Source organism: Marivirga tractuosa DSM 4126, assembly GCF_000183425.1.
Classification (GTDB): domain Bacteria; phylum Bacteroidota; class Bacteroidia; order Cytophagales; family Cyclobacteriaceae; genus Marivirga; species Marivirga tractuosa.
The window spans coordinates 1,808,454-1,821,541 of the sequence record NC_014759.1 but is presented as its reverse complement, the minus strand read 5'-3'; the positions used below and the strand labels follow the sequence as shown (position 1 = coordinate 1,821,541).

The window sequence follows — 13,088 nt, the reverse complement described above, 5'->3', positions numbered from 1 at the left end:
AAGTTGACGGGTTTAGGTTTACAAGTTGAAAGTTGGGTGTAGAGTGATGGATGACGGGTGAATTAAATTTCGTGTCTTTTCTTGATCACTCTCAATTTCCAGTAACCCATTTTATAATAGGCAAATGCTAAAATCGCTGCCAAAAAGTTAGAAATGGGAAATGCCCACCAAATCCCTTCAAATCCTAAAGATGTTTTATTGGATAACATGAAGGCTGTTGGGAAACGGACAATCCACAAGCTGAAAATTGATATTAGCATGGAAGCTTGGGTAAATCCTGCTCCATTAAAAACACCATTCAAAATTTGCTGTACACCCAGCAAACCAAAACTTGGGGCCATTATTTTAATGAATAAAGCACCATTTTTAATTACTGTTGGATCATTGGGAATGAAAAAAGCTGTGATGGGTTCAGCAAAAATAAATAATAATACACCAATTCCAGTCAGTCCGAAAAAACCTATTTTATTACTCAAATCACCTATTTTTTCGGCTCTTTTAATTTTATTAGCCCCAATGTTTTGTCCGACCAAGCTGGTGGTAGCAATGGCAAAACCTAAAGCTGGTACTACTACCAAACTTAAAATTCTTGCCCCAACTCCGTAGGCTGCCACTACCTCACTTCCGAAACTAGTCACTAGCATAATCATAAAAGTCATGCCTGCAGCTCTGCTTGATTGGTCTAAGCTGGAAGGAATACCTAATTCGAATAATTTCTTCACCCAGAGAAAATCCCATTTCATATGAGTGAACTTGATTTTTATTCCACGTTTTCCATTAAAAAGAATTGCCATTCCGATAACCGCTGAAATGCCTTGAGTAAAAACACTGGCAATGGCTGCTCCAGCTACACCATTTCCTTCAATTGGCCCCCAACCAAAAATAAAGAGCGGATCTAAAACCAGATTTAAAAATACAGTTCCTAAGATTATGAACATGGGGAGATACACATTTCCAATTCCTCGCATCAATGATTGGAAAACAAAAAACATAAATAGGAATACAAATCCGAAAGAAGAGACTTGGAAATAACTGATAGAGTCTTTTAAAATTTCAGGACCCGCACCTACTATTTTCATGAGAGGTTCAGCGGAAAAATAGCCAACTGCCGCTAATAAAATGGAAATAAAAAAAATGACAAAAACTGTTTGAGAGGAAGCGTAGTTTACTTTTCCCTGATTTTCGGCTCCCTTATGTTGAGAAACCATTACTGTTCCAGCTAAGGTCAATCCACCGCCTAAAGACAAAACCAAAAAGAGAATGGGGAAACTTAAACTCACTGCTGCTACTGCGTTGGCTCCTAATCTACCCAACCAGAATGTGTCGATTAATTGATAGGCAGTTTGCAACACATTAGCCATAATGATAGGGAAAGCCAGACTTACCAAGGAATTTAATATTTTCCCTTCTGTATATTTCTTGGGTTTTGCCATCTTCAAAGATACGGCTTTTGAAATTATGAGTTGGAGTCTAAATGATAAGAATTGATCACTTTAGTCCTATTCCAAAAAGTACTTACTTAACAATCTTATCTATAAACTGTTATTTAAAATAAAAGCTATGAGAGAATATGAAGTTTTTTATAAAGATGGAACGACAGTGAATTGTAGTGCTGAAGATAAAACTGACTTGATAAAGCAATTATTTGGTGGTAGTGATAACAAATTCATTGATGAAGTCAAGTTATTGAAATGGACCACTGGTGCCATGGTGTACACGCAAGACCCTTCCCATAATAAAATTGACTCTGAAATCACTACTGCTGATGCGAATCCTTACGGATGGAGAAATGAGGGTGAATTGAAACATGATCCCAAAAATAAATCCTAAATCCAGCGCTACACTATTACCTAGTCTACAAGTTACGTGTTCCTTCTTACCGGTAATTTTTTAGGCATAAAAGCCTATTGTTTCTCAAATATTTGATTTAACTTTTATCCTGAAAATCAAAATTGCCGTGAGAAACATAAAAAAGAATCAATCAGTCCAAAATCAGGTTGTTGAAAAAGAATATCGCTCCAGCCAAAATTTTTTTAAAAGTGATTTAATCCTTCAAGATTATCTGAAAAGGAAAGTCAGCAAGAAGGGGTTAGATTACCTGACACCTAAACTCAATAAAACGGGTGAAGCCGCAGCCACGCGGATGGATACGCTTTCCTTGGATGCTGATAAAAATGGGCCTCAGTTAGTCAAAAGAAATTTCTTTGGCGAGGATATAGATGAAGTGAAATTTCACCCTTCTTATCAGGAATTGATGCAAATCGCCATTGACTCTGAAATGTTCAAAGTAAAATGGGAGCCGAATTTAAAGGAAGCGTTTAAACACGAACGGCACAGTTTAGGGTTTGCACCAGGCTATCTTTATGCTATGAGTGAGTTAGGGCAATATTGTCCATTATGCATGACGGACGGAGTAGCTCGACTGATCGATCTCCATTGTACTGAAGAAGATAAAAAGAGATTGCTTCCACATATTTATACTACAGAATTACGAGATTTCTTTACTGGGGCCATGTTTTTAACAGAAAAATCAGGGGGCTCTGATGTAGGTAGAAATTTAGTGAAAGCCGAAAAACAAAAAGATGGCAGTTACCTTTTGAGTGGTGAAAAATGGTTTTGCAGCAATGTGAATGCAGAGCTCATTTTTGCATTGGCTCGCACTGATGAAAGTAAAGAAGGAACTCGTGGCCTATCTATTTTCTTAATAGAAAAAACTCTACCCGATGGTAGTAAAAATAAATTACCAATTGTTCGATTGAAAGATAAATTGGGAGTGCGCTCCATGGCAAGTGCAGAATGTATTTTAGATGGAACTGTTGGGATGTTGGTTGGAGATGAATTCAACGGTTTTAAAATCATGACAGATATGATTAATCTTTCACGTCTTTATAATTCCATAGCAGCATTATCTGGAGCCAGACGTGCTTTAGTAGAAGCTTATAACTTTAATCTTTTCAGAAAGAGTTTTGGTAAAACTGCAATTGAACATCCCCTTATTAAAGAAAAACTATTTGAACTGGGGAGTTTAAATGTTGCCAATTTTTATTTGACTTGGAGAGCAATAGAAGCTTTGGATAAAGCCGATAATGGAAATGAATCAGCCAGTAGGCAGACAGAGAATGAAAAGCATTTGGGTAGGTTGTTAACGCCAATGGTGAAAAAATGGTCTGCGGAAAAAGCGGTTTACATCACCCGAGAAAGCATGGAGTTGATGGGCGGAATTGGTTATATTGAAGATGGAGTAATTCCAAAAATCATGCGGGATGTAATGGTGTTGCCCATTTGGGAAGGAGCAGGGAATATTATGACCTTGGACATGCTTAGGGCAAGTTTTAAATCTGATGGATTGAAAGTCATGATGGAAGAAATAAAAAAATCATTGGGTAAAATATCCCAATATGATGATACCATTTTGGAGCATTTAAAAGAACTTGAAAGTAAGTTAAAAAGCTTATTTAAAATGGAGCAGGATGAATTGGAGCTTCATGCCAAATATTTCTTTGAAAAGCTGACTACTTTATTTCAATTAAGCCTGATTTTGGATAATTGGGAGGATACAAATGAGGCTTGGATGAAACCTACGGCTGAATTTTTAAAAATGAGTTTAGAAAAGAAAGAGAGCGTACAAGTTAGGGACGTTGAAAGTATTAAAGGGCTAATGGCGTGGGAAATAGAAGTATGATATGCATTGAATCAGAGGTTTGTGATCAATCAATGTCATTAAGTTAGTGTATTTTCCATCCTTTTTTTGCTCACATTTGTGTCTGCCTGAGAAGACAAGTCCGCATAAATGTATGGAAGGATGCTTACAGACCCTCAGATTTATCTACTTCAGAGTTAATCATCAGCTTTAGCTGTCACTTTGAATTCCTTGGGAATTTCTTAGAGAAACTTAGTGTAAACCTCTGTGTCACTTAGTGGTTAAAGAAATAATAGCCTTTGGCTACCTTTTGTTTTTGTTATTAAAGTATAGCAGTTTATATAAAGCCCAACTCAGGAATTTTAACTTGGTTTAGATTCCAAAATCCATATTCAAGATAATGGAAAATTTCAGCTTCTATTTTCTGTTGTTGGGTGTCTGTTTTTTCTGAAATACTTTCAAATTGAATTGAGCAGCTAACTTTAGCTTTATCTTCATTAATTTCAACCTTTTGGACATCTACTTCTGGTAGAATAATTTCCTGATGAGATTCTAAAAGCTCTGTTGCTTTTTCTATGAATTGATCCAAAGGGATTTCCTTTTCATTGTAAATTAAGCGATCTGCACAATGAAAATTTATGAATTCAAAATCTTGTTTTAATAGCATTTTAAGGAAATCTTCGCTTTCTCTATTAAGGTCTTCTGCATGATTAGGATGAAATTCTTCATAAATGAAACAGGTATTCATTCCTGGTACCTCAATGATATTAATTTCTTCTTCCATTAATTCTTCGGTAATGAATCGGTAAATTTCATTATCCGCTACTTCATAAATCGCATCCAATTGGAGATTGTGCAGATTCATAAACTCTAGGATTTTATCCAATTCCTGTTCTAGTTGAGTCTCACTTAACTCCTCTAGTTTTTTAAAGCTAGGATTCCCCAGTACTTCCTTTACTTTTTTAACTTCTTTTTTTGCCGCAGCTTCTTCAAACTTTTGTACATAATCTAAAAATTGAGATTCTATTTCCGCTGGAAGCTCTGATTCTTCTTGATGATCTTCCATGAATTTCGCCCCAAATTCAGCTCTAAGTTTTAATTTTTTAAGTTCGTTTTCCTGTTGCAGCTTTCTTTGACTTTCTTCTTCGCCTCTGTTTTGGTTGTGCATAGTTTGTTTTTTGCTATTAGGTTTTCAAGTAAATTATTCTAGTTCAGATATTCAAACCATTCCGATCTTTAATTGAGAGTTTTATTGGATATAGAATCCAGATTAGCTTTTTAATAATGCATTGACTTATTTAGTTTAATGATTATAGATTCCGAATGTAATACCGTCTACTTTTCCGAAAAGCTTAAAGAAAACTTCCCAGAAGAATTCTCAAAAATTTCTGAGGCACTTTCTCCATTCGATTACATCAATCTTAAATTATTAAAAGGAACGAAAGATGAATGGGCTCGAGACTATATGCCAATTCAAACCGCTGATAAAAGGTTGGTGAAATTTCGCTATCAACCAAGTTATGAAGTAAGAGCAAAATGGACTGAACCTTCGAAAGTTTTAAAAGCGAACAGATTGCGAGCTGATTTTTCTAAACACAATATCAATTTGGACGGGGGGAATGTAGTGAAATGGAAAGACAAGGTAATCATTACCGATCGTGTTGTTTCTGAAAACCATATCTATCATGAAGACCCCAATTTGCTTTATGAAAGGATTGCGGAAGATTTACAGACAGAAGTAATCATCGTAAAAGCTCACCAGGAAAAACATGATATGATTGGTCATGCTGACGGGATGTTACGTTTTGTTAATGAAAACACACTCATCGGCAACAAATTGAGTGATGAGTTGAAACCTATTAGGGAGAATATGGAAAAAATGCTTTCGAAGCATCAGTTCAATTATATCGATTTGCCGTTTTTTATTGATGATAGCGAGAACCATTATTCGGCTATCGGTACTTATGTAAATTTTCTGGAAATAGCAGACGTTATTTTATTTCCCATTTTCAACCATCCTAAGGAAAGGAATAATGCAGCTTTGGAGATTATGCATAATAGTTTTCCAGACAGGAAAATAATCCCTATAAATATTGATGCAGTTGGAAAAGATGGCGGATTAATGAACTGTATAAGTTGGTGTGTGAAATTCTAGAAATTTTTATCAACTTCTGAAAGTACCCTTTCAATCGTAAATCTGATCTATTTGAAGAATTAATACCTAACGATAGCGGTTTTATTTCCGTTATTTTTTAGCAATAAGCTTTAAAATATTTTTTTATGATTGAATTTAACTGGAATAGTGAATTGCTCATACTTTTAGACGTAGGCATTGCAGCATTATTGACCGGCTTAATAGGCTTGGAACGAGAAGTGAAAGATAAACCTGCTGGCTTTAGAACTAATATGATTGTAGGAGGATCTTCGGCCTTACTTTTGTCTTTAGGTCAAATACTCGTAGAGCACTATGTGCAAAGCGATATGGAAAATATTATTCAACCCGACCCCACTAGGATTTTAGAAGCCATTATTTTAGGGATTAGCTTTATCGGAGCAGGTACTATTTTAAAAGCTAGTGATGAAAACAAAGTGTATAATCTTACTACTGCAGCAACAGTACTCTTTTCTGCCGGAATCGGCATTGCAGTTGCATTAGAACAATATGTTCTTGCAATTACTGCCACTTTACTAATTCTTGTTATTAATAGAGTAGCTAAAATTATTTACAACAAAGCATAACTAGATTTAATAAAAATTCAGTTGAGAAGGGAGTGAAAACAAAAAATCCTGCTCAGTTGCCCAAGCAGGATTTAAAAACTACAATCAATTCAAATTATTTTTTGTTTTTAGCTAAGTAAGAAGAAACACTTTCTCTGGATTCTTCCATTGCTTCTTTTCCTTCTTCCCAGTTTGCAGGGCAAACTTCACCATATTTCTCAACATGTTGCCATGCGTCAACAATTCTTAACATCTCATCGATATTTCTACCTAATGGTAAGTCGTTGATTGTTTCATGACGAACAATTCCTTCTTTGTCAATGAAGAAAGTTCCTCTGTAAGCAACAGGAGTTCCTTCGAAGATTAATTCACCTTCTTCATTGTAGTTCCAGTCACCTGCTAATACACCATAATTATTAGCAATTGTTTTTGACGCATCAGCAACTAATGGATAGTTTACTCCTTCAATTCCACCGTTTTCTTGTGGAGTTAATAACCAAGCAAGGTGAGTTTCTTCAGTATCAGTAGATGCACCTACAACGGCAACACCTCTTTTTTCGAACTCAGCTAATTTTTCTTGGAAAGCCAATATTTCAGTTGGGCAAACAAAAGTGAAATCTTTTGGGTAAAAGAAGAAAATCACATCTTTTTTGCCGATATATTGCTCCAAAGAAAATTCTTCTACAATTTCTTCTCCGTTAATTACTGCTCCTGTTTTAAATACTGGTGCTTTTTTTCCTACTAAAGACATACTCTATTATTTAATTTATTGTTAAAAAAATATTGACTACTACATTTTATACTTACTTCAGCTTACGACAAAATACATTTGATGTTTTTCGTATACGAATTAATTTTAGCTCTATTTTCTTTTTATTTTCTGTCAGTACTAACAACAGAAAATATACTTGAAATAAGCGTTTTAAAGCAAGAAATAATGATTTATTTAAAGATTTTGATCTCCGTTCTGAAATCAAGTGCAAAGGTAAGTTCCAAATAATTGATTAGCAATTGTGGCTGTAAAAGTTTCCATTGATATTACTAATCGAATTATCAATTTAATCTATGATAAAAAAGAGTTTAAGTAAGGAGGAATCCTCTTGTAAAATTTACTTTTTATATCCCTTTTTATTACCATATCTTTAAGCTTTAAATTCTAATACGTAATGAATCAATCCATCAAAGAATATATAGTTTCCATCAATTCAGCAATTGAGCAAGAGGATTTTGGAGACAAACCGCAAGAACTTTACGAGCCTATTCGATATATCATGTCATTGGGTGGGAAAAGGATGCGACCTCTTTTAAGTTTACTGTCTTATCAGTTATATAAGGATAACATAAAAGAAGTGATTCCCGCTTCAATTGCTGTGGAAATCTTCCATAATTTCACTTTGATGCATGATGATATAATGGATAATGCACCATTGAGAAGAGGGCAGCAAACCGTCCATGAAAAATGGAATTCGCCTGTGGCAATCCTTTCCGGAGATGTGATGTTGGTGAAAGCCTATCAGCAATTAATTGCAAATAGCCCTACAGAAAAGTTGACTGAAATTTTAGAGAAGTTCAATCGATGTGCAATAGAAGTTTGTGAAGGTCAGCAGATAGATATGAATTTTGAGGAGCAAGAGCAAGTTCAAGAGGCTGATTATATCGAAATGATTCGCTTAAAAACAGCAGTTCTATTAGGTTTCAGTCTTGAATTTGGTGGAATTTTAGCAATGGATAATGAAGCCGATCAAGCTTTACTTTATCAAATGGGAGTCAATGCCGGAATTGGTTTTCAGTTAATGGACGATTTACTGGATGTTTATGCAGACCAAGATAAATTCGGAAAACAAGTAGGAGGAGACATTATAGCCAATAAAAAAACTTACTTGCTAATCAAAGCTAATGAATTAGCTCAAGGAGAAAATTCTATTAAACTTCACGATTGGTTGAAAGCACAGGATTTCGACAATGAAGAAAAGGTTAATGCAGTGAAATCCATTTATGATGAACTTCATATTAAAACGCTGACTGAAGCCAAAATGAATGAATATTTTGAAAAAGCATTTACAAATTTGGAAGATTTGGATGCGCCTTCTGAAAAGAAAAATATCATCAAAGATTTCTTTAATTATCTTATCAATAGAGAACAATAATGAGTACTACTTTAATCATAATAATCGTTACCTGTATCATTAGTATCCCAGCATTCAGTAACCCATCCAGAATGTATGCTTGGATGTTTAATCCCTATCAGGTGGTTTATCGGAAGCAATATTACAGAATGATCACTTCAGGTTTCTTGCATGCTGATTATGTGCATTTGATCTTTAATATGTTGACTTTGTATTTTTTTGGAGATGCAGTAGAATACTATTTTAACCAATTGACCAACTACGGAACCTTTCTTTATGTGGGATTATATTTATCCGCTATTGTAGTTTCTGATATTCCAAGTTTGATAAAACATAAGGAGAATCCAAATTATAATGCATTAGGGGCTTCGGGTGCAGTTTCAGCTGTTGTTTTTAGTAGTATTCTTTTCAATCCTATGACTGATTTATGTTTGTATGGATTGTTATGTCTCCCAGGCTTTATTTTTGGAGCCATATATGTAATTTATTCCTACTATAAAGGTAAACAGCAAGGGGATAACGTCAATCATGATGCCCATTTATTTGGGGCACTTTATGGTGTCTTAATCACGGTTGCTATCTGGCCAGGAGTGATAATGCACTTTATAGATCAATTAAGTACTTTTAGTTTGTTTTAGGATAGAATCAAGATTCAAGAGTCTAGACCTTAGATGAAAGATATTCACTTTGATCTGAAAAATAGACAGTTGACAAAATAAGACTTCGAATTATACAGTTGACAAAAGGCTACTCATCGTACTTCTTCAAGAATCCAATCTCAATAATGGATTAGAACATTTTGACTACTGTCAACTGTCTCTTGGTCACCCAAACTTCTAACTACCAACCCATTCATCATAATAGTCAGAACCAAAAGACTTCGAAACTTACAAACGTCAAAACCTGAAAACTTGCCAACCTGCCAACCAATTTTCCCACTCATTTTTACTAAATTCAAGCCTTAATTAAAATTGAAAAATAAAATCATGGTAAGGAAACGATTTATGCAGGCTTTTAGCTTGCTTTTATTAACGATCACTTTCTCGCTTCAAGCGCAGGAAAAGCAGACCTTCAGTAGCTTTCAGGAAGCAATGAGTGGGATTAGACCAATGTACGGTAATTCGGGACCAAGTAATATCAATTGGATTAATGATGGCCAAGCCTATTCATTTACCGAAAGAGGAGAAAATGGGGCTCAAATAATTAAATCCTTTAATCCTAAGACCCAGGAAGAGAAACTAATTTTTTCTACTGAAGGAATGAAAGTTCCTGGTTCAGAGGATGCTTTCCAATATGCTTCTTTTCAATGGTCAGATGACTCTAAATATTTATTATTCCAAACCAATTTCCGTCCTGTTTGGAGAAGGTCTGGTATATCGGATTATTACTACTATTCCATCGAAGATAAAACTTTGGATTTAGTCGCAAAAGATGCTCAAACAGCAGAATTATCTCCAAACGGCAAAAAAGTTGGTTATGAAAGAGGTGGAAATCTTTTCGTTTTCGACTTGGCTTCAAAGGAAGAAACCCAATTAACAGATGATGCTGAAGATGGCTTTTACAATGGCCGTTTTGGCTGGGCTTATGAGGAAGAATTTGGGCTTGCTCAGGCTTGGGAATGGTCGCACGATAGTGAATACATCGCTTTTTGGCAGTCGGATGAAAGGGAAGTGCCCATTTTTCAAATGACGGATTATCAAGGTACGCATAAAGAATGGGTGAAATTACCTTATCCACAGGTGGGGGACACTAACCCTACAGTGAAAATCGGAGTGATTAATGTAGCGGAAAAATCAAAAGAATGGATGCAAGTGCCATTGGAAGATGGTTACATCCCTAGAATTTACTGGACTGCTGAGAAGGAAAAATTGGCAGTGATGCATCTTAATAGAGCACAAACCAATATGAAACTCTACATGGCAGATGCGACTTCAGGTAAAGCAAAAATGATTCTGGAGGAATCTTCTGATGCTTGGATCGATGTTTTTGACTTTTTTGCTGGCATAATGCATTATGCATTTTTCCCAAAAGATGCCAAGGAGTTTTTCTGGATTACCGACAAAGACGGCTATGCACATTTATACCGATATAATTATGAAGGTAAATTGCAAAATCAAGTGACGAAGGGAGATTGGGAAGTAGTTTATGTTCATGCAGTAGATAGCAAAAAGAAGAAGATTTATTACAGCTCAACTGAAGATTCTCCTTTGGAGAGACAGCTCTACGTAGTGAATTTCAATGGCAGGGGAAAGAAGAAAGTAACCGAAATGGAAGGTCGACATAATATTGATATGGCTCCTGAAGCTACTTATTTTGTTGATCGATATTCAGATGTGAAGACTCCAACTAAAATTGAGCTAAGAGATGCTTCTGGTAAATTGGTGAAAATGTTGGAAGAAAATCAAGAGGTTAAGAAAGCTCTAGAAAATGTGGCTTTTGTGACACCTGAATTGAGCAGTTTTGAAAATAGTGAAGGGGATAAAATAGACATTTCTATTTATAAACCAGTAGGGTTTGATGCTTCTCAAAAATATCCTATGGTTTTGGATGTTTATGGAGGGCCAGGAGCACAGTCGGTTTATAATCAGTGGAGCGTTAGTGCTTGGCACCAATATTTAGTTCATAATGGTTATGTGGTTATTCAAGTAAACAATAGAGGAGGTGGAGGTTATGGTCGCGAGTTTGAGAAAATTGTTTATAAGAACTTAGGGCATGCCGAGGCACAAGATTTTGCAGAAGCAGCAAAGCACATGATAAATCAAGGTTATATTGATGCTGAAAAAATAGCGATCAGAGGACATAGTTACGGGGGGTATATGAGTAGTTTTTCCATCTTGAACCATCCTGATGTTTTTAAGGTAGCATTAGTTGGAGCCCCTGTAACTGATTGGAGGTTGTATGATAGTATTTATGCGGAGCGATATATGGGATTGGAAGAAGAGAATGAAGAAGGGTATATTAATTCAGCGCCCACTACTTATGCTAAAAACTTAACGGGTCATATGTTCATAGCGCATAGCACAATGGATGAAAATGTACATGTTCAAAATACATTTCAATTAGTAAAAGGTTTAATTGACAATGGTAAAGATCATGATCTGAAGATTTTCCCTCCGGGTGCACATGGAGTTGCTTACAACTTTCCAAGTTATTTACTTTTAATGAATAACTACATTAATTACTTGGATAGGTATTTTAAGTAAAAGAACCATAATAAAGCCGTGATCAAAAATCACGGCTTTTTTTTGTATTTAGTAGCTTGCACCACCTGATCCATTGAAGAGAGCAAATAGACCTACTCCAAATATTAAACTGAACAAAATACCTAATGCGATTCCTATCGCCATTAAAAGTAAGGCTGCCTTTGCCCAATTGGCCTTGTTCACGTTTGTTCCTCCGCTAAAAGACCATACAAAAAGCATTATAAATCCGATAATTGGAATTGCAGCAATAATTAAAGTGATTAACCAATCTTTGGTCGATAATGGTTGTGTGCTACTCTGGTTTTGAGTTTCCATAGTTTTATTAGGTTAAGTTTAAAAAGTTAAAAATCAATCTATTATAAGAATAATTATACTATAAATAAAACGTTAAGCATGTTTTTTTGATGATAACCAATTAAAACTGACCTAATTCCCAATGATCACATCAGTTTTTAATTCTAAAAACAAGCAATTTTAATTTTAGCAGTGTGACGCATAGGTTTAAATTAATGCTCAATAAAAGATAGATATAAGTACATAAGGTCTAGAAAAGGCTTGTCTAAATTAATGTAAAAAAAAGCCCGAAGTATTTCCGAGCTTATTATTTAATTTTGAATAAAGTATTTAATCTACGGTCTTAGATGATTGATTTTAATTTTTGATTTTATTTTCAATTTCTGAAGCTTTTTCTTTGTCTCCAAGCTTTTTCAAAAGCGAAATTCCTTCAAATAGCTTGTATTTGCATGCTTTGATTACCTTAGGATCATCGTCAACTTCAAATAGGGTCATAACTATCAGTAAACTTGAAGATACGTCTTCAAGGGAATCACCAAATTCGATTGCTTCAACATCCTTTATTTTTCTTTCTAGCTCTTCTTTTTCTATATCCATAATTATTTGAAAAATTTCTTAATTAATTGAATTGATCTATTTCCTTCTTGATCCTTACCTGAAATAATATCCTGAAAAGTTTTTGCTTCTTCTTTACTTAAGTCAGTTTGGAATTCAACTTTTTCTTCATTGATTTCCTTAGAACCCATTTCCCAACTTGGAAAGCTTCTCTCTTTTATTTGGCCAGTAGTTATAAGAACCACATTTTTATGTCGGTCATCAGTTTTGATTTTTTCGTAGAGACCACTTATCTCTTTATAATCCCCTTCAAGATATTGCAAAAAGTGCGTTTTGGAGTAGAGGAGAACGCCAGTAACATCTAATTCTGGATTGTTTCTTTTGCAAGCGGCAAGAATTTTATCAATTTCTTCTTCTGTGCATTCTTTTTTTCTAACGCTGACATAAACTAGGTGTGATAACATATTCTAAAGTTTAAAAATGAATAATTTTTATTAAAAGTTATAAGTACTAACCGAACCTTTAGATTTCTGTTTAGAAAGTTTGGGAATA

14 protein-coding genes are annotated in these 13,088 nt (G+C 34.9%); 7 read left to right on the top strand and 7 right to left on the bottom strand.

What is annotated here, in order from left to right:
* Positions 1-62: 62 nt before the first annotated feature.
* Positions 63-1,433 carry an MATE family efflux transporter gene (locus tag FTRAC_RS07575; protein ID WP_013453649.1) on the bottom strand — a complete coding sequence of 457 codons (1,371 nt, stop codon included), beginning with the start codon at positions 1,431-1,433 and terminating at the stop codon, positions 63-65.
* Positions 1,434-1,560: 127 nt separating this feature from the next.
* Between FTRAC_RS07575 and FTRAC_RS07570 the strand changes: the two genes are divergently transcribed.
* The gene (locus FTRAC_RS07570) at positions 1,561-1,830 is read left to right on the top strand and encodes a hypothetical protein (RefSeq protein ID WP_013453648.1); all 270 of its coding nucleotides are present in this window, start codon (positions 1,561-1,563) and stop codon (positions 1,828-1,830) included.
* Positions 1,831-1,957: 127 nt separating this feature from the next.
* Positions 1,958-3,682 (top strand): acyl-CoA dehydrogenase family protein, encoded by a 1,725-nt coding sequence (locus FTRAC_RS07565; protein ID WP_013453647.1) that lies wholly within the window; start codon positions 1,958-1,960, stop codon positions 3,680-3,682.
* Positions 3,683-3,977: 295 nt separating this feature from the next.
* On the opposite strand, the gene FTRAC_RS07560 is transcribed toward FTRAC_RS07565, so the two are convergent.
* The gene (locus FTRAC_RS07560; protein WP_013453646.1) at positions 3,978-4,808 is read right to left on the bottom strand and encodes a hypothetical protein; all 831 of its coding nucleotides are present in this window, start codon (positions 4,806-4,808) and stop codon (positions 3,978-3,980) included.
* A 138-nt stretch (positions 4,809-4,946) separates the two neighbouring features.
* Here FTRAC_RS07560 and FTRAC_RS07555 point away from each other — a divergent pair, with 138 nt between their 5' ends.
* Together FTRAC_RS07555 and FTRAC_RS07550 are read left to right on the top strand one after the other, a co-directional pair.
* Complete coding sequence (locus tag FTRAC_RS07555; protein WP_013453645.1) at positions 4,947-5,795, top strand: agmatine deiminase family protein; 849 nt, start codon at positions 4,947-4,949, stop codon at positions 5,793-5,795.
* A gap of 125 nt (positions 5,796-5,920) precedes the next feature.
* Positions 5,921-6,379 carry an MgtC/SapB family protein gene (locus FTRAC_RS07550; RefSeq protein WP_013453644.1) on the top strand — a complete coding sequence of 153 codons (459 nt, stop codon included), beginning with the start codon at positions 5,921-5,923 and terminating at the stop codon, positions 6,377-6,379.
* A gap of 94 nt (positions 6,380-6,473) precedes the next feature.
* Here the strand turns inward: FTRAC_RS07550 and FTRAC_RS07545 are convergent, their stop codons facing one another.
* On the bottom strand, positions 6,474-7,109 hold the full coding sequence (locus tag FTRAC_RS07545) for a peroxiredoxin (RefSeq protein ID WP_013453643.1): 636 nt from the start codon (positions 7,107-7,109) through the stop codon (positions 6,474-6,476).
* Positions 7,110-7,524: 415 nt separating this feature from the next.
* Between FTRAC_RS07545 and FTRAC_RS07540 the strand changes: the two genes are divergently transcribed.
* Together FTRAC_RS07540 and FTRAC_RS07535 are read left to right on the top strand one after the other, a co-directional pair.
* Entirely contained in the window at positions 7,525-8,505 is a 981-nt protein-coding gene (locus FTRAC_RS07540; protein WP_013453642.1) for a polyprenyl synthetase family protein, read from the top strand.
* Positions 8,505-9,122 carry a rhomboid family intramembrane serine protease gene (locus FTRAC_RS07535; RefSeq protein WP_013453641.1) on the top strand — a complete coding sequence of 206 codons (618 nt, stop codon included), beginning with the start codon at positions 8,505-8,507 and terminating at the stop codon, positions 9,120-9,122. The genes FTRAC_RS07540 and FTRAC_RS07535 overlap by 1 nt, the downstream gene beginning before the upstream one ends.
* 140 nt (positions 9,123-9,262) lie before the next feature.
* Here the strand turns inward: FTRAC_RS07535 and FTRAC_RS19775 are convergent, their stop codons facing one another.
* Positions 9,263-9,427, bottom strand: a complete 165-nt coding sequence (locus tag FTRAC_RS19775; protein ID WP_185094447.1) for a hypothetical protein — start codon at positions 9,425-9,427, stop codon at positions 9,263-9,265.
* 28 nt (positions 9,428-9,455) lie between these two features.
* Between FTRAC_RS19775 and FTRAC_RS07530 the strand changes: the two genes are divergently transcribed.
* Complete coding sequence (locus FTRAC_RS07530; RefSeq protein ID WP_316928289.1) at positions 9,456-11,687, top strand: S9 family peptidase; 2,232 nt, start codon at positions 9,456-9,458, stop codon at positions 11,685-11,687.
* A 48-nt stretch (positions 11,688-11,735) separates the two neighbouring features.
* Here the strand turns inward: FTRAC_RS07530 and FTRAC_RS07525 are convergent, their stop codons facing one another.
* The 3 genes from FTRAC_RS07525 to FTRAC_RS07515 form a co-directional block, all read right to left on the bottom strand.
* Positions 11,736-12,002 (bottom strand): hypothetical protein, encoded by a 267-nt coding sequence (locus FTRAC_RS07525; RefSeq protein ID WP_013453639.1) that lies wholly within the window; start codon positions 12,000-12,002, stop codon positions 11,736-11,738.
* A gap of 336 nt (positions 12,003-12,338) precedes the next feature.
* Complete coding sequence (locus tag FTRAC_RS07520; RefSeq protein ID WP_013453638.1) at positions 12,339-12,578, bottom strand: hypothetical protein; 240 nt, start codon at positions 12,576-12,578, stop codon at positions 12,339-12,341.
* Between the two features lie 2 nt (positions 12,579-12,580).
* Entirely contained in the window at positions 12,581-13,000 is a 420-nt protein-coding gene (locus FTRAC_RS07515; RefSeq protein WP_013453637.1) for a BLUF domain-containing protein, read from the bottom strand.
* Between the last annotated feature and the right edge of the window lie 88 nt (positions 13,001-13,088).